At 74.2% G+C, this 16079-nt stretch carries 16 protein-coding genes; 11 read left to right on the top strand and 5 right to left on the bottom strand.

Annotated elements, in window-relative coordinates; all coding sequences use genetic code 11:
• Nucleotides 1-6: 6 nt before the first annotated feature.
• Complete coding sequence (locus AB0898_RS16345; RefSeq protein WP_366803594.1) at nt 7-885, bottom strand: Cof-type HAD-IIB family hydrolase; 879 nt, start codon at nt 883-885, stop codon at nt 7-9.
• Nucleotides 886-1075: 190 nt separating this feature from the next.
• On the opposite strand from AB0898_RS16345, the gene AB0898_RS16350 reads away from it, so the two are divergent.
• The 6 genes from AB0898_RS16350 (at nt 1076) to AB0898_RS16375 (ending at nt 6347) form a co-directional block, all read left to right on the top strand.
• Complete coding sequence (locus AB0898_RS16350) at nt 1076-1879, top strand: SAM-dependent methyltransferase (protein ID WP_366803595.1); 804 nt, start codon at nt 1076-1078, stop codon at nt 1877-1879.
• Nucleotides 1880-1917: 38 nt separating this feature from the next.
• Nucleotides 1918-3321, top strand: coding sequence for a glutamine synthetase family protein (locus tag AB0898_RS16355; RefSeq protein ID WP_366803596.1), 1404 nt, complete (start codon nt 1918-1920; stop codon nt 3319-3321).
• 2 nt (nt 3322-3323) lie between these two features.
• Nucleotides 3324-4493, top strand: coding sequence for an amidohydrolase family protein (locus AB0898_RS16360; RefSeq protein ID WP_366803597.1), 1170 nt, complete (start codon nt 3324-3326; stop codon nt 4491-4493).
• Between the two features lie 16 nt (nt 4494-4509).
• A complete protein-coding gene (locus tag AB0898_RS16365; RefSeq protein WP_366803673.1) occupies nt 4510-5037 on the top strand; it encodes an NUDIX hydrolase family protein in 528 nt (175 codons plus the stop codon).
• 162 nt (nt 5038-5199) lie between these two features.
• Nucleotides 5200-5655: a cyclic nucleotide-binding domain-containing protein gene (locus AB0898_RS16370; RefSeq protein WP_366803598.1), complete on the top strand. Its 456-nt coding sequence runs from the start codon at nt 5200-5202 to the stop codon at nt 5653-5655.
• Nucleotides 5652-6347, top strand: coding sequence for a CBS domain-containing protein (locus AB0898_RS16375; protein WP_407078351.1), 696 nt, complete (start codon nt 5652-5654; stop codon nt 6345-6347). Before AB0898_RS16370 ends, AB0898_RS16375 begins: the two co-directional genes overlap by 4 nt.
• A gap of 45 nt (nt 6348-6392) precedes the next feature.
• Here the strand turns inward: AB0898_RS16375 and AB0898_RS16380 are convergent, their stop codons facing one another.
• On the bottom strand, nt 6393-7094 hold the full coding sequence (locus AB0898_RS16380) for a response regulator transcription factor (RefSeq protein ID WP_366803599.1): 702 nt from the start codon (nt 7092-7094) through the stop codon (nt 6393-6395).
• Between the two features lie 118 nt (nt 7095-7212).
• Nucleotides 7213-7881: a CBS domain-containing protein gene (locus AB0898_RS16385; RefSeq protein ID WP_366803600.1), complete on the bottom strand. Its 669-nt coding sequence runs from the start codon at nt 7879-7881 to the stop codon at nt 7213-7215.
• 313 nt (nt 7882-8194) lie between these two features.
• On the opposite strand from AB0898_RS16385, the gene AB0898_RS16390 reads away from it, so the two are divergent.
• The 3 genes from AB0898_RS16390 to AB0898_RS16400 all read left to right on the top strand — a co-directional run bounded on the left by AB0898_RS16390 (nt 8195) and on the right by AB0898_RS16400 (nt 12472).
• Nucleotides 8195-9112, top strand: coding sequence for a universal stress protein (locus tag AB0898_RS16390; RefSeq protein WP_366803601.1), 918 nt, complete (start codon nt 8195-8197; stop codon nt 9110-9112).
• 76 nt (nt 9113-9188) lie between these two features.
• Entirely contained in the window at nt 9189-10046 is an 858-nt protein-coding gene (locus AB0898_RS16395) for a universal stress protein (protein WP_366803602.1), read from the top strand.
• Between the two features lie 50 nt (nt 10047-10096).
• Nucleotides 10097-12472 (top strand): phosphoketolase family protein, encoded by a 2376-nt coding sequence (locus tag AB0898_RS16400; protein WP_366803603.1) that lies wholly within the window; start codon nt 10097-10099, stop codon nt 12470-12472.
• A 151-nt stretch (nt 12473-12623) separates the two neighbouring features.
• Here AB0898_RS16400 and AB0898_RS16405 read toward each other — a convergent pair whose 3' ends face one another.
• Nucleotides 12624-13028: an STAS domain-containing protein gene (locus AB0898_RS16405; protein ID WP_407078352.1), complete on the bottom strand. Its 405-nt coding sequence runs from the start codon at nt 13026-13028 to the stop codon at nt 12624-12626.
• A gap of 361 nt (nt 13029-13389) precedes the next feature.
• Between AB0898_RS16405 and AB0898_RS16410 the strand changes: the two genes are divergently transcribed.
• Both AB0898_RS16410 and AB0898_RS16415 read left to right on the top strand, forming a co-directional pair.
• Nucleotides 13390-14463, top strand: a complete 1074-nt coding sequence (locus tag AB0898_RS16410) for a zinc-dependent alcohol dehydrogenase family protein (protein ID WP_366803604.1) — start codon at nt 13390-13392, stop codon at nt 14461-14463.
• A gap of 85 nt (nt 14464-14548) precedes the next feature.
• A complete protein-coding gene (locus tag AB0898_RS16415; protein WP_366803605.1) occupies nt 14549-15244 on the top strand; it encodes a pyridoxamine 5'-phosphate oxidase family protein in 696 nt (231 codons plus the stop codon).
• A 51-nt stretch (nt 15245-15295) separates the two neighbouring features.
• Here AB0898_RS16415 and AB0898_RS16420 read toward each other — a convergent pair whose 3' ends face one another.
• Nucleotides 15296-15769, bottom strand: coding sequence for a pyridoxamine 5'-phosphate oxidase family protein (locus tag AB0898_RS16420; protein WP_366803606.1), 474 nt, complete (start codon nt 15767-15769; stop codon nt 15296-15298).
• Nucleotides 15770-16079 lie beyond the last annotated feature (310 nt).

The raw sequence follows: 16079 nt of genomic DNA on the forward strand, positions 1-16079 counted from the left end.
GCGGCGTCAGGACAGATGCCCGTCCCGCAGCGGAACGCCCAGCACCCGCGCGATCGTCCGCGGCACCCCGTTCTCGTTGTTGGACGGCGCCGTGTACCGCGCCCGCCGCGCGACCTCCGGATGGGCGTTGGCCATGGCGAACGACCACTCCGCGGCGTCCATCATCTCCAGGTCGTTGAGGTAGTCGCCGAAGACCATCGTCTGGGCGGGCGTGATGCCCAGCTCGCGCTGGAGACCGCGCAGGGCCGCGCCCTTGTTGGCGGTGCGGTTCATGACGTCCACCCAGTGCTCGCCGGAGACGACGACCTGGTGGGTGTCCGCGAAGTCCGCCAGCGCCGGAGCGGTCCCCTGCTCGGCCGGGCCGAAGTCGAACAGCGCCACCTTGATCACCTCGTCCTCGACGGCGGTCAGGTCGGGGACGATCCGGTGCTCGACGTAGTACTTGCGGACCTCGGCGAGGAACGGCTCGTCGGTGCGCTCGACGTACGCGGCGCGCTTGCCGCAGACGACGGCCCCGGTGTCCACGCCCCGCGCGACGAGCCGCCGTGCCGTACGGGCCACCTCGGCCGCCACGGCCGGCTCCAGCGGGTCGGAGCTGAGTTCCACCCCGTCCCGGACGACGTACGTGCCGTTCTCCGCGATGAACACCATGCCCTCGGAGACCTCCGCGAACTCCCGGGCCAGCGTGGCGTACTGGCGGCCGCTCGCGGGGCTGAACAGCACGCCCCGGCCGCGGAGTTCGGCGAGGAGGTCCCACATGCCCGCGGGCATCGCCTTGTCGTCGTCCAGCAGGGTGCCGTCCATGTCGGTGACGATCAGACGTATGTCGGCCGGGCCCGTGGGCAGGCCGGGGGCGGTGGTCAGGGACGCGGGCGTGGCGGTCATGTCCTTCTTCCGGGTCGGGGCGCGAACCCTCCCAGTGTCCTTCATGCCGCCGAGGGCCCCCGGGACCCCCCGTCCCCCACCGACGTACCGTCCCCCCATTCCCGGGACACCGCGCCCTCCGACCCCGCACAATGACGCCAGACAGCGTGATCAAGAAGCGGCACCGGCCGCACACGGAAGGGGCGCGACGGTGGGCGGACAGGACGCGGGGACGACGGCAAACCGGCTGGACACCTCCGTCGCGCACAACGCGCGGGTGTGGAACTACTGGATCGGCGGCAAGGACCACTACGAGGTGGACCAGGCGGTCGGCGAGCACGTCGCCGGGATGTTCCCGGTGATCCGTGACGTGGCCCGCGCGGACCGGGACTTCCTCGGGCGGGCGGTGCGCTACCTCGCCGCCGAGCGCGGGATACGCCAGTTCCTGGACGTGGGCACCGGGCTGCCCACGGTGGACAACACCCACGAGATCGCGCAGTCGGTCGCGCCCGAGTCGCGGATCGTCTACGTCGACAACGACCCGATCGTCCTCGCGCACGCCCGCTCGCTGCTCACCAGCTCCCCCGAGGGCGTGACGGACTACATCGACGCCGACGTGCGCGACCCGGAGACGATCGTGGCGCGGGCCGCCGAGACGCTCGACCTCACGCGGCCGGTCGCGGTGATGATGCTGGGCATCCTGAACTTCGTCCTGGACGACGACGCGGCCCGTGACATCGTGCGCCGGATCATGGCGGCCGTGCCCTCCGGCAGCTTCCTGGTGCTGACCCACCCCACCTACGACGGTGACGTGGGCGGCGAGGGCAACGTGGCGGCGATGGAGTTCTGGAACGCCAACGCCACCCCGCCCATCACGGCGCGCGGGAGGGCCGGTATCGCCGGTTTCCTGGACGGCCTGGAGCTGGTCGAGCCGGGGCTCGTGCCCTGCTCGCAGTGGGGTGCCGACGCGGCCGCCGCCGTACCGCAGTTCGGCGCGGTGGCCGTGAAACCCTGAGCGCGACCACGCGGGAGCCCGACCGTCGAGGAGTACCCATGGCCACGCTGACCGATCCCGTGCCCGGCGGCCGCCCCGGTGAGGCGCGGCGGGCCGCCGCCCTGACCGCCGAGCTGACCGCGCGGGGCGTCCACGGGATCGTGCTGGCGTACGTGGACACGGCGGGCGTCGGGCGGGTCAAGGCGGTCCCGCCGGCGCGGCTGGCGGCGGCGGTGACCCGGGGTGTCGGGATGTCGCCGGTCTTCGACACGTTCCTGTCCGACGACTCGATCGTCACCACCGACGTGCTCGGCTCCCCCGACGGCGACCTGCGGCTCTTCCCCGACCTGGATGAGCTGGTGGTGCTGGCCGGGCAGCCCGGCTGGGCGTGGGCGCCGGTGGACCGGATCGCCCAGGAGGGCGCGCCGCATCCCGGGTGCTCGCGGACGTTCCTGCGCCGGATCGTCGCGGAGGCCGCCGCGCGGTACGGCCTGGCCTTCGAGGCCGCCGTGGAGATCGAGTGGACGGTGGGCCTGGACTCGGCGCCCGCGGGCGAGTTCGTGCCGGCGGTGTCCGGACCGGCGTACGGCGCGATCCGGCAGGTGGAGCTGGGCGACATGGCCGCCGAGCTGCTCGCGGCGCTCGCGGCGCAGGGGGTGGACGTGGACCAGCTCCACCCCGAGTACGCCCCCGGGCAGTTCGAGCTGTCGGTGGGGGCGCTCGACCCGGTGGCGGCGGCCGACCGGAGCGTGCTGGTGCGGCAGACGATCCGGGCGGTGGCCCGGCGGCACGGTCTCCGCGTGTCCTTCGCCCCGGCCGTGGTCGCGGACGGGGTCGGCAACGGCGGCCACCTCCATCTGTCCTGCCACCGCGACGGGGTGAACCTGCACACGGGCGGCGAGGGCCGGTACGGCATGACGGCCGGGGCGGAGTCGTTCGTGGCCGGAGTGCTGGCCCGTCTGCCCGCGCTGACGGCGGTGACCGCGCCGAGCCCCGCCAGCTACCTGCGGCTGAAGCCGTCCCGGTGGGCCGGGGTGTTCACCGCCTGGGGGCGCGAGACCCGCGAGGCGGCGCTGCGGATCGTCACCGGCACGGCGGGCCACACCGCCGAGGGCGCCAACCTGGAGATCAAGCCCGTCGACCTGGCCGCCAACCCCTATCTCGCCCTCGGCTGCGTCATCGCCGCCGGACTCGACGGACTCGCCGCCGCGCTGCCCCTGCCGCAGGAGATCACCGGCGACCCGGCCCGCTACGACGCCGAGGAGGCGGCCGCGCTCGGGGTACGGCGGCTCCCGGAGTCGCTGACGGAGGCCGTCGAGGAGTTCCGCGCCGACCAGGTGCTGCGCTCGGCCCTCGGTCCGGTCCTCGCGGACGCGGTGACGGCCGTACGGCTCGGGGAGGCGGCGGCCGTGGCGGGTCTGGACGACGCCGGGGTGGCCGCCGCGTGCCGCTGGAGGTACTGACGGTGACCGCACCCGGGCCCCTTCAACAGGCGCTGTCCGAGCTGCCGTTGGTGGACCACCACTGCCACGCCGCTTCCACCGCGGACCTCACGCGGGCCGAGTTCGAGTCGCTGATCACCGAGGGCGGGGCGTGGCCCGGGATCTCGCCGTTCGACAGCCCGGTCGGCATCGCGGTGCGCCGCCACTGCGCACCTCTTCTCGACCTGCCCCGGCACGCCCCGCCCGAGGAATACGTGACCCGGCGTGCGGAGTTGGGCGCGGCCGAGGTCAACCGCCGCTTTCTGAGCGCCGCCGGGGCCGAGGTGTTCTGCGTGGACACCGGGTTCGCGCCGGACCCGGGCACCTCACCGGCCGAACTGGCCGAAGCGGCGGGGGCCTTGGCGTATGAGGTCGTACGGCTCGAACGCATCGCGGAGGAGGTGGCCGCGCGGGGTGTGGAGCCGGGCGCGTACGCGGAGGCGTTCCGGGCGGCGGCCGGGGCGGCGGTGCGGCGGCCCGGTGTGGTGGCGGTGAAGTCGGTGGCGGCCTATCGCACCGGCTTCGCGCTGGACCCGGCGCGGCCGGGCGAGGCCGAGGTGACACGTGCCGCCCGGGAGTGGTTCGCGCGGGGCGGGCGGCTGAACGACCCCGTGCTGGTACGGCAGTTGCTGTGGACCGCCGTGGACCTCGGGCTGCCGCTCCAGCTGCACACCGGGTTCGGTGACGCCGATGTGACCCTGCACCGCGCGGACCCCGCGCTGCTCACCGACTGGCTGCGGCTGACGGCGGGCACGATTCCCGTGGTGCTGCTGCACTGCTGGCCGTATCACCGCCAAGCCGCTTATCTGGCGGCGGTGTTCGAGCAGGTGTACCTGGATGTCGGTCTCGCGCTGCACTACGCGGGACCGGCCCGCTCGCGCGTGATCCTGGAGGAGGCGCTGGAGATCACCCCGTTCCGCAAACTGCTGTACAGCTCCGACGCCTGCGCAGTGGCCGAATTCCATCACCTGGGCGCGCTGTGTTTCCGGCGCGGACTGGCCGGCTTGCTCCAATCCCGCGTCGACGCGGATGAGTTGAGCCTGCCGGACGCGCTGCGCATCGCCTCCTGGACGGGCCGCGACAACGCCCGCCGCCTGTACGAACTGCCCGAGCCCGCCCGTGATTCCGGCGGGCGCCCCACCCGGAAAGTATGATCAAGCAATGTCTGACATGACCGAGACCACGCCCGGCTGGCTGTCCACGGACGAACTGGAAATGGCCAGGGCCCGGATGCCGATCCTGTATGTCGAGGCCGTGCCGGTGCGCGTGGACGACAGCGGCGAAGTCACCAGTATCGGGCTGCTGTTGCGGATCGGGCCGGACGGCACGGTCAGCCGGACCCTGGTCTCCGGGCGGGTGCTGCACCACGAGCGGGTCCGCGACGCGCTGCTGCGCCATCTGGAGAAGGACCTCGGCCCGGTCGCGCTCCCCCGGGTGCCCGCCTCGATGCAGCCGTTCACGGTCGCGGAGTACTTCCCGACGGCCGGGGTCACGCCGTACCACGACCCGCGTCAGCACGCGGTGTCGCTGGCCTACGTCGTGCCGGTCTCGGGCGACTGTCGGCCCCGGCAGGACGCGCTGGACCTGGTGTGGTTCTCGCCGCAGGAGGCCGCGTCGGCCGCCCTGCACAGCGAGATGCCGGGCGGGCACGGGGTGCTGCTGAAGCAGGCGCTGGCGCATCTGGGCCTGGTGTTCTGACGGCCTCCGGGCCCGGAGCTCCCGGAGCCCTGGGCCCGGTGTGCCGGGGCCGCCGGATTCGGACGGGACCGAACGGCCCCGGCCGGGTCCGAGTGGCCCGTGGCGGGGCCGTGGCGGCCGCGCGAACCTGGAGGGAGAGCAGTCCCGAAGGGAGCCGGTGCGATGACCACGACCACCATGACCACGGCGCTCGAACCCGTGTACCGCGAGCGGCTGACGCGCTGCGCCCGCGAGGTCTCCTTCCCGGCCGGCGTCCGGCTCTTCGAGGAGGGCGGGCGCGCCGACCGCTTCTGGATCGTGCGCACCGGCACGGTCACCCTGGATCTGCGGGTGCCCGGCCGCCGCCCCGCCGTCGTCGAGTCCCTCGGCCACGGTGAACTGGTCGGCTGGTCCTGGTACTTCGGACCGGGCGTCTGGCACCTGGGCGGCGAGACGCTGAGCCCGGTGCGGGCCTGGGAGTTCGACGCGGCGCCGGTACGGACGCTGTGCGCGGCGGACCCCGAGTTCGGCCGGGCGGTGGCCACCTGGGTCGGCCGGGTGGTCGCCCACCGGCTGCACGCCTCGCGGGTCAGACTGCTGGACCTGTACGCCCCGTACGGCAGCGGGGACCCGCTGTGACCTCGGCGGCGGCGCCCGGGCCGCGTGCGGTGGAGCCGGTGCCGGGAGACGGGCCGTACCGGGTGGGCGACGTGATGACACGGGCCGTGGTCGCGGTGGGCACCGGCACGCTGTTCCGGGACATGGTCGAGCGGATGGAGCAGTGGGGGGTGAGCGCGCTGCCCGTCCTTGAGGGTGACGGCCGGGTGGTCGGCGTCGTCTCGGAGGCCGATCTGCTGCCCAAGGAGGAGTTCCGCGAGGGCGAGCCGGACCGGCTGACCCAGCTGCGCCGGATGGCCGACCTGGCGAAGGCGGGAGCGGTGTCCGCCGGGGAGCTGATGAGCACCCCGGCCGTCACCGTGCACGAGGACGCCACGCTGCCCGAGGCGGCCCGGATCATGGCCGTCAAGGGCGTCAAACGGCTCCCCGTCATCGACGCCCAGGGCGCGCTCGTGGGCGTCGTCAGCCGGGGCGACCTGCTGAAGGTGTTCCTGCGCCCGGACGCCGAACTGGCCGACGAGATACGGCGTTCCGTCGTGGACGCGCTCTTCCCCGCGCCGGTGGAGCCGGTGCACGTGATGGTCGCCGACGGCGTCGCGACGCTCACCGGGTGCGTGCGGGACGCGGAGCTGATCGAGCCGGCGGCCCGGATGACGCGGGGTGTGGAGGGCGTGGTGGGCGTGGACTGCCGGCTCACGGCCGAACCGGGCTGAGCAGCGCGCCGCGTCACGCCCGACACGGGCGCAGCACAAGGCAGTTCAGTGCGCCGGACGCTCCTCCGCGGCCTGGTCCAGCTGCGAGGCGATCACCGCCGCCTGCACCCGGCGCTGGACGCCGAGCTTGGCGAGCAGCCGGGAGATGTGGTTCTTGACCGTCTTCTCCGACAGATACAGCCGCTGGCCGATCTCGCGGTTGGTCAGCCCGTCCCCGATGAGCGCGAGGATGTCCCGTTCCCGGGGCGAGAGCGCCTCCAGCTCGGGCGGCAGCGCGGGCGCGGCCTCGGCGGGGTCGGAGCGCAGCGAGCGCATGAGGCGGGCGGTGGTGGCGGGGTCCAGCATGGACTGGCCCGAGGCGACGGTACGGACGGCCGAGATCAGGTCGGAGCCCTTGATCTGCTTCAGGACGTAGCCCGCGGCGCCCGCCATGATGGCGTCGAGGAGGGCGTCCTCGTCGTCGAACGAGGTCAGCATGAGGCACGCCAACTCGGGCATGCGGTCGCGCAGTTCGCGGCAGACGGTGATGCCGTCGCCGTCCGGGAGGCGGACGTCGAGCACGGCGACGTGCGGGCGCAGGGCGGGGCCGCGGGCGAGCGCCTGCTGCGCGGAGTCGGCCTCGCCGACGACGGAGATGTCCGGTTCGGAGTCGAGCAGGTCGGCCACGCCCCGGCGGACGACCTCGTGGTCGTCCAGCAGGAACACCCGGATCGGGTGCTGCTCGGTGAAGACGCGTGTCTCGGGCATGACGACCTCTCGTTTCCCGGGGCCGGACGGACATGCCCGGCCCACCAGCCGGATCATGACCCGCCGTTCCCGTACAGACTAGGGCCGAACGGTCCCACCTCGCCCCTCACCTGCGACATCAGGCCCGGGCGCCCTCCGTGCGGCCGGGCGCGGGGGCGAGGTCGAACTCCACGTCCACGACGCCCTCGACCGCGCGTACCAGCCGGGCGGCCACGGGGACGAGGGCCGTGTCGCGCAGCGAGCCCGTGAGGGTGACCACGCCGTCCCGCACCTCCACGTGGACCACGGAGCCGGGCGGCGGGAAGAGCCAGGCGACGATGTCGCGGCGGACCTCGCGCTCGATGTCCTGGTCGTCGCGCAGGAAGACCTTCAGCAGGTCGGCGCGGCTGACGACGCCCTCCAGGGCGCCCCGGTCGTCCACGACGGGCAGCATCCGTACCCCGGAGCGCGCCATGCGCCGGGCCGCCTCCGCGAGGGGGGCGCCGGAGTGGACGGTGACGGCCGGGGTGCTCATCAGCTCGGCCGCCGTGGCCGCCCCGGCCTTCGCGAGGTCGGCCGGGCGACGGCTCCCGGTGTACGCCTCGCCGGGCGCGTCGCGCAGTTCCTCCTTGGGCAGCAGATCGGACTCGGAGACGACGCCGGCCACCTTGCCGCCGACGAGCACGGGGAGGCTGCCGACCTGGCGGTCCCGCAGCATCCGCGCGATCTCCTTGAAGGACGTCTCCGGGCCGACGGCCGCCACGGTGCGGGTCATGACGTCGCCGACACTGCGCGGGGTTGCGTACATGGTGACTCCGTAGGTTCACGGGGGACGGTCGCTGGGTTCAGGGGACGATCGCGGGCTTCAGGGGACGGTCGCTGGGTCCAGGTGTCGATCGCGGGCTTCAGGGGGGTCGGTCGCGGGGCTCAGAGGGACGGTCGCGGGGTTTCACGGGGGACGGCCGCGGGGTTTCACGGGGGACGGCCGCGTGGGTCGCCCTCCTCTTCCAGCGTGCGCCGGGCCGGGCGGGCCGCCTAGGGCCGGTCGGCCCCGCGCAGGGACCTGCGGCCCCTGATCCGGCGGGCGGCACGCCGGAAGGCTGGGGGCGGAGGTGGAGACCATGTCCCGAACCGTCACCGTGGGCTTCGACGGCACGCCCGAGAGCCGCGCGGCCGCCGACTGGGCGGCCCGCGAGGCCCGGCTGCGCGCCCTGCCGCTGCGGATCGTGCACGTCAGGGAGCCGGTGCCCGAGCCGATGGCCCAGGCGCCGCTGCCCGGCGGAGAGACGTATCAGCAGTGGACCGAGCGTGTCCCCGGCGAGAGCGCGGAGCGGCTGCGGCTGCGTCATCCGGGCGTCGAGGTGGTCGTCGAGCAGTGCGCCGGGGACCCGGTGGAGGTCCTGTGCGAGGCCGCCGCCTCCGCCGAGCCGCTCGTGCTCGGCTCCCGGGGACTCGGCGGGATCGGCGGCTTCGTCGCCGGATCGGTCGGCCTGGCCGTCATGGCCCGCGCGGAGAGACCCGTGGTGGCGGTACGGGCGGACGAGCCGACCGTCGGCCGGCACGGACCGGCCCCGGCGACCGGCGGCACGCCCACCGCGCCCGTCGTGCTCGGCCTGGACACCGCCGGACCGGACGAGACGCTGCTGCGGTTCGCCTTCGGCGCGGCCGCCCGCTACGGCGTCCCGCTGCGGGTGGTGCACGCCTGGCGGCCGCCGCCCGCGTACGCCTACGAGCTGTCCGCCTACGCCTACGACCTGGCCGGGCCCGGGGAGGGCGCCGGTTCGGTCGGGGAGCTGGAGGCGGACGCCCTGACCAAGGTGCTGCAGCCCTGGCGGCAGTCGTTCCCCGGCGTCGGGGTGGTGGAGGAGACCCGGCCGGGCAGCGCGGCGCGGGTGCTGGTCGAGGCGGCGCGGGAGGCCGGTCTGGTGGTGGTCGGGAAGCGGCTGCGCGCCGGGCGGCTCGGTACGCATCTGGGGCATGTGGCGCACGCGGTGCTGCACCACGTCGCCGCTCCGGTTGCCGTCGTGCCGCACACCTGACCGGATGGTGGCGAGGGACGCCGGCCCGGCCGGAGGGCGGCGGGAACACCGGGAGCGGAAGGAGAGGGCGGACACGATGGACCAGCCGATCGTCGTCGGGGTGGACGGCTCGGAGCAGAGCCTGCGCGCCGTGGACTGGGGGGCCGACGAGGCCGCCCTGCGCGGGGCACCGCTCCGCCTGGTGTACGCCTCGCTGTGGGAGCGGTACGAGGGCGAGCTGATCGCCCAGGAGCTGAACCGGCCGGTGGAGGAGGTGATGGCCCGGGACGTGGTCGGCACCGCCGAGGAACGGGCGCGGCGCCGGCGGCCCGGGGTGCCGGTCACCACCGACGTACTGCCCGACGAGCCGGAATACGGCCTGGTGCGCGAGAGCCGTACGGCCCGTGGCGTGGTGCTCGGCTGCCGGGGGCGCAACGGGCTCACCGAGGCGCTGCTCGGGTCGGTCAGCCTCACGGTCGCCGGGCACGCGCACTGCCCGGTGACCGTGCTGCGCGGCGGCCACGACGACCCGGAGCGCGCCGGTGCCGGGCGGATCGTGCTGGCCGTCGGTGAGAAGGCGGCGGGCACGGCCGCCGTGCGGTTCGCGGCCGAGGAGGCGGCGCTGCGCGGGCTGCCGCTGGAGGCGGTCCGCGCCTGGCGGCACCCCTCGGGCCCGCTGCCCGGCCATGTCCCGCACGACGGCGACCCGGAGCGGGCCGCGCTGGACGCGGTGGAGGAGGCGCTGGCCGACCTGCCCGCCGGTGTCGTACCGGTACGGCGCGTCCTGGAGGGCCCCACCCGTGACGTGCTGCTCGACGCCTCCCGGGGCGCGGTCCTGCTCGTCGTGGGCGCCCGGCGCCGGCACGGCCGTTTCGGTCTCCAGCTCGGCCGGGTCGCGCACGGGGTGCTGCACCGGGCGGACTGCCCGGTGGCCGTCGTACCGGAACCGGACTGAACCGTGGCCGCCCACCGGCTTCCCCCGACCGACGATTCCCCGGAGCTTCGATGACCGACACCACGACCGAACACCCGCTCACCGAAGAGGAGTTGACCACCCTCCTGGCACACTGGCGGGCCGCCAACTACCTCTCGGCGGGCCAGATCTACCTGCTGGCCAACCCGTTGCTGACCGAGCCGCTGCGCCCGGAGCACATCAAGCCCCGGCTGCTCGGCCACTGGGGCACCGCGCCCGGGCTGAACCTCGTGTACACGCACCTGAACCGGGTGATCCGCGAGCGCGGACTCGACGCGCTGTGCGTATGGGGGCCGGGGCACGGCGGCCCGGCCGTGCTCGCCAACTCCTGGCTGGAGGGGAGTTACGCGGAGACGTACCCGGACGTGAGCCGGGACGGGGAGGGGATGGAGCGGCTGTTCCGGCAGTTCTCCTTCCCCGGCGGGGTGCCCAGCCATGTGGCCCCGGAGACACCGGGCTCCATTCACGAGGGCGGTGAGCTGGGCTATTCGCTCGCGCACGCCTACGGTGCCGCCTTCGACAACCCGGAGCTGCTGGTCGCGTGTGTGATCGGGGACGGCGAGGCGGAGACCGGGCCGCTGGCCACCTCCTGGCACTCCACCAAGTTCCTGGACCCGGTGCACGACGGCGCGGTCCTGCCGATCCTCCACCTCAACGGCTACAAGATCGCCAACCCGACGGTCCTCTCCCGGCTCCCGCAGTCCGAACTCGACGCGCTGCTGCGGGGATACGGCCACGAGCCGCTGTACGTCTCGGGCGACGACCCCGCCGAGGTGCACCGTGCGATGGCGGCGGCCTTCGACGAGGCGCTTGACCGGATCAAGTTGATGCAGGACAGCGCGCGCGAGGACGGGGTCACCGGGCGCGTGCACTGGCCGATGATCGTGCTGCGCACCCCGAAGGGCTGGACGGGCCCCGCCGAGGTGGACGGGGTGCCGGTGGAGGGGACCTGGCGAGCCCACCAGGTCCCGCTGGCCGGGGTGCGCGAAAACCCGGGACACCTGGCGGAGTTGGAGCGGTGGCTGCGCTCGTACCGGCCCGCGGAGCTGTTCGACGCGGACGGGCGGCCGGTCGCGGACGTGCTCGCCTGCGTCCCGGAGGGCACGCGGCGGCTCGGGGCGAACCCGCACGCCAACGGCGGTCTGCTCACCCGTGAACTCCCGCTTCCCTCGCTGGAGTTGTTCGGGGTACCGGTGGACAGGCCGGGCGCCACGCTGCACGAACCCACCCGAATCCTGGGCGACTTGCTGGAGCAGGTCATGAAGGACACGCGCACGAGGCGGGACTTCAGGCTCGTCGGACCGGACGAGACCGCCTCCAACCGGCTCCAGGCGGTGTTCGACGCGAGCGGCAAGGCCTGGCAGGCCGACGTGCTGCCCGTGGACGAGCACTTGGACCGGCACGGCCGGGTCCTGGAGGTGCTGTCCGAACACCTCTGCCAGGGCTGGCTGGAGGGGTATCTGCTCACGGGCCGGCACGGGCTGTTCTCCTGCTACGAGGCGTTCGTGCACATCGTGGACTCGATGGTCAACCAGCACATCAAGTGGCTCAGGATCTCCCGGGAGTTGCCCTGGCGGGCGCCGATCCCCTCCCTCAACTACCTGCTGACCTCGCATGTGTGGCGGCAGGACCACAACGGCTTCTCCCACCAGGACCCCGGCTTCGTGGACCATGTGCTCAACAAGAGCCCGGAGGTCGTCCGCGTCTATCTGCCGCCGGACGCCAACACCCTGCTGTGCGTGGCCGATCACGTGCTGCGCAGCCGGGACTACGTGAACGTCGTCGTCGCCGGCAAGCAGCCCTGCTTCGACTGGCTGTCGCTGGAGGAGGCCCGGGTGCACTGCGCTCGCGGGGCCGGGATCTGGGAGTGGGCCGGGACCGAGAACGGCGGCGAACCCGACGTCGTCCTCGCCTGCGCCGGTGACGTACCGACCCAAGAGGTGCTGGCCGCCGCCCAGTTGCTGCGCCGGCATCTGCCGGAGCTGGCGGTGCGCGTGGTGAACGTGGTCGACATGACCCGGCTGCTGCCGCACGAGGAACACCCGCACGGGATGAGCGACTTCACCTACGACGGGCTCTTCACCACCGACAAGCCGGTGATCTTCGCCTACCACGGGTACCCCTGGCTGGTGCACCGCCTCGCCTACCGCAGGGCCGGGCACGCCAACCTCCATGTGCGGGGTTACAAGGAGTCCGGGACCACGACCACGCCGTTCGACATGGTGGTCCGCAACGACCTGGACCGCTATCGGCTCGTCATGGACGTCATCGACCGGGTGCCGGGGCTCGCCGTGCGCGCGGCCGGCGTGCGCCAGGAGATGGTGGACGCCCGCGCCCGCCACCACGACTGGATCCGCGTGCACGGCACGGATCTGCCGGAGGTCGCGGAGTGGAGCTGGGACAGCTGAGCACGACGTGAGAAGGGGGCCGGATCATCCGGCCCCCTTCTTCGCCCCTGTCGGGTCGCGGGAGGTGTTCAGTCGAGGTCGGCCCGCCGCAGCAGGCGGTAACCGCGGCCCCGCCACCGGCACAGCCAGTGCCGCAGCCGTCGTCCGGCGCTCATCCGACGGCCCCCTCGCGCGGGGTGCCTCCGGTGACGAGCGCCTCCACGGCGGGCGCGGGCAGTCCCGGCTGGACCTCGAAGGCGCCGCCGAGGCCGGTGGTGCGCAGCAGCCGCAGGAACTCCGCGCTGTCGGCGACCAGCCGCAGCCTGCCCCGGCGGGCCCGGGTCCGGTTGCGGGTCCGGCACAGCACGCCGAGACCGGTGCAGTCGATGAACTCCACGGGCCGCAGGTCCAGCACCAGGTCCGGGTGTTCACGCGCGGTGAGGGTGTCGAGCCGTGCCGCCAGGTCCGGCGCCGTGAGCAGGTCGATCTCGCCGCGCAGGGCCACGACCGTCGCCGCGTCGGCCGGCTGCGGTCCGCCGGACCGGGTCTCGTCACGCATCGTGTGGTTCTCGGACATACGACGAGCGAACCGGAAACCCCCACCGGTCCGGAAGGGCTGTTCGGCCCCACCTGCCCACCCACCCGGCACGGCGCGCGACCGATCACGAGCGCCGCGCGCCTCCGCGCCCGCCCCCGTCCTCGCCCCGGCCCCGCAACAGGCGGCAGGCGGCTCCCGGGCAGGCGCCTCCCCCGGTCCCCGCACCGCCGTACGGCACCCGTACCCCCGTACGACACCCGCGCCGTACCCGGCTCACCCCCACCCGGCCACCCCCCTGGGCCACCCGGCCCAAGCGCGTCGGCCCGTCTCGCGCGAAGGTGGAAGGGCGGGGCCGTGTTCCGCGCCCGCGCACCGGTGACGACGGTGAGGAGCGAGCGGTATGAAGGGCTATGTCTTCGAGGGACCGGGCCAGGCGTCCTGGCAGGACGTGCCGGACCCGGCGGTCAAGGAGCCGACCGACGCCGTCGTGAAGGTCGGTGTGGTCACCATCTGCGGCACCGACCTGCACATCCTCAAGGGCGACGTGCCCGAGGTGCGGCCCGGGACGGTGCTGGGGCACGAGGCCGTCGGGGAGGTCGTCGACATCGGCGGCGACGTGCGCGCCGTACGGCCCGGCGACCGTGTGCTGATGTCCTGCATCAGCTCCTGCGGCCGCTGCCGGTTCTGCCGCGAGAGCCGGTACGGCCAGTGCCAGGGCGGGGGCGGCTGGGTGCTCGGCCATCTGATCGACGGCACACAGGCCGAGTACGTCCGCGTCCCGTACGCCGACCTGTCCGTCCACCCGCTGCCCGCCACCGTGCGCGGTGAGGACGCCGTCCTGCTCGCGGACATCTTCCCCACCTCCTACGAGGTCGGCGTCCTCAACGGGCAGGTCCGTCCCGGCGACACCGTGGTGATCGTCGGCGCCGGGCCCATCGGGCTCGCGGCGGTCATCACCGCGAAGCTGTTCAGCCCCGAGCGGATCATCGTGGTGGACCTGGCCCGGTCCCGCCTGGACGCGGCCCGGCGGCTCGGCGCGGACGCGGTCGTGCTGGCCGACGAGGACCCCGCGCAGCTCGTGGCCGACCTCACCGGCGGCCTCGGCGCGGACGTGGCCCTGGAGGCGGTCGGCGTGCCGGAGACCTTCGAGCTGTGCACCCGGCTGGTGCGCCCCGGCGGCCGGGTCGCCAACATCGGCGTCCACGGCGCCCCCGCCACCCTGCACCTGGAGGACCTGTGGAGCAGGGACGTGACGATCACGACCGGGCTGGTGGACACGTACTCCACCCCGACCCTGCTGCGGATGACGGCGGCCGGCGGTCTGCCGACCGGCGAGCTGGTCACCCACACCTTCCCGCTGGACGACATGGAGGAGGCGTACGACGTCTTCGCGCACGCCGCCGAGACGGCCGCGCTGAAGGTGGTACTCGGCGCGGAGCGGTACGAGGTGGTCCCCGCGGACCCGACGGTCTGAGCCGGACCCGAGAAGGCCCCGGAACGGCCACCGCACACACGACCAGGCGAGAGCGCACGACCAGGCGAGAGCAGAGGTGACGGACGTGACCGAGCCGACCGGACGGACGACCACACCCCCGGACACGGCGGCCGTGTCCGGGACACCCCGCGGCGATCTGGGCCGCCGCCTCGCGGCCCGGCGCGCGCAGCTCGGGCTGACGCGGGAGGAGGCGGCGGAGCGCGCGGGCATGGTGCCCGGCTATCTCCGCTATCTGGAGGGCCATCCCGAGGCCGCGCCGGGTGCCGAGGTGCTGCTCAGGCTGGCCGACGCGCTGGAGACGACGGTGCCCGAACTGACCGGCGGCACCGTCGACCAGCCGCCGGGGCCGGGGCAGGCGGCGCGCGGCGCGCGGTTCGAGTCGATCGGCACCGAGGAGTGCCGGGCGCTGCTCGGCGACCACGGGGTGGGCCGCCTCGCGGTCGTACCGGAGGACGGCCCGGTGGTCGTGCCCGTGAACTACACCGTGGTGGACAACGCGATCGTCTTCCGGACCGCCGCCAACGCCACGCCCGCCCTCGCGGACGGCGAGCGGGTGGCCTTCGAGGTGGACCGGATCGACGACGCCTTCAGCCGGGGCTGGAGCGTGCTGGTCCGGGGCGACGCCCACATCGTGACCGACCCCGGCGAACGGGACGAGCTGGCCGAGCGCGCGTACTCGGGTCCCTGGGCGGGCGGCACCCGGGACGTGTGGGTACGGCTCGACCCGGACGCGGTGACGGGCCGGCGCATCACGGCGTGAACGGCCCGAACGGCGTGAGTGCCCCGTGCCCCGTGAGCGTCCCGCGCCCTCCTAGCCGTCCAGGTCGCCGAGCCCGCCCAGGTCGTCCAGCAGCACCCCCGTCACCAGCCCCGGCCGGATCCGCACCGCGTAGTCCCTCCCGAGCTGCGGCGCCCACGGCACCAACAGCGCCCGGATGCGGGCGAGTTCGGCCGGGTCGGTGACCAGATGCGCGTACCCGGTGACCACCACGCTCCAGCCGAGGTGGGTCTCCGGGTCGATGGCGTCGGCCTCGTAGGCGACGACGACCCCGCCCCCGCCGTCCCGCAGCGCCTGCGAGGTCAGCGCGGCGCCCTCGTGCGTGCGGATGACGATGTCGCCGCCGTCCAGGACGTGGTTGACCGGGCGGACGGTGGGCAGCGCGTCCTGCGTAAAAACGATTCTGCCGAGGGACACGGTGCCCAGCAGACGCAGTGCCTCGGCCCGGTCGAGGTCCACACGGTGGCGCGCCGGGCGCTGGTCGCACGGCACGGGTTGCTTCTTCATGGGCACGGCTCTCCGGTCGGCCGTCGGCGCCCGGCGAAAGTGGGGCGGCGCCTCGTGGGCGGAGCGGCACCACGGGGGATCGGTGCCGCTCCTGGGTCCACTGTGGTCCACCGCCCGCCGCCCTTCCAGTGCCGTTCGGCCCTAGGTTGACGGGCCGGACGATCCTCCCCTCCCCCACCTGGCGGAGGCCGGGTGTCCTGTCGCACGCGTGCGACCGCGCGGCGCGGCCGGGTGGCCGGTTCCGCGTACCGGGGCCCGCCGGGGACCGATACGGTGGAGACGACGACCTGGACGGTGCCGGGTTCGCGCG

The organism is Streptomyces sp. NPDC005435 (genome assembly GCF_040703155.1).
Classification (GTDB): Bacteria; Actinomycetota; Actinomycetes; order Streptomycetales; family Streptomycetaceae; genus Streptomyces.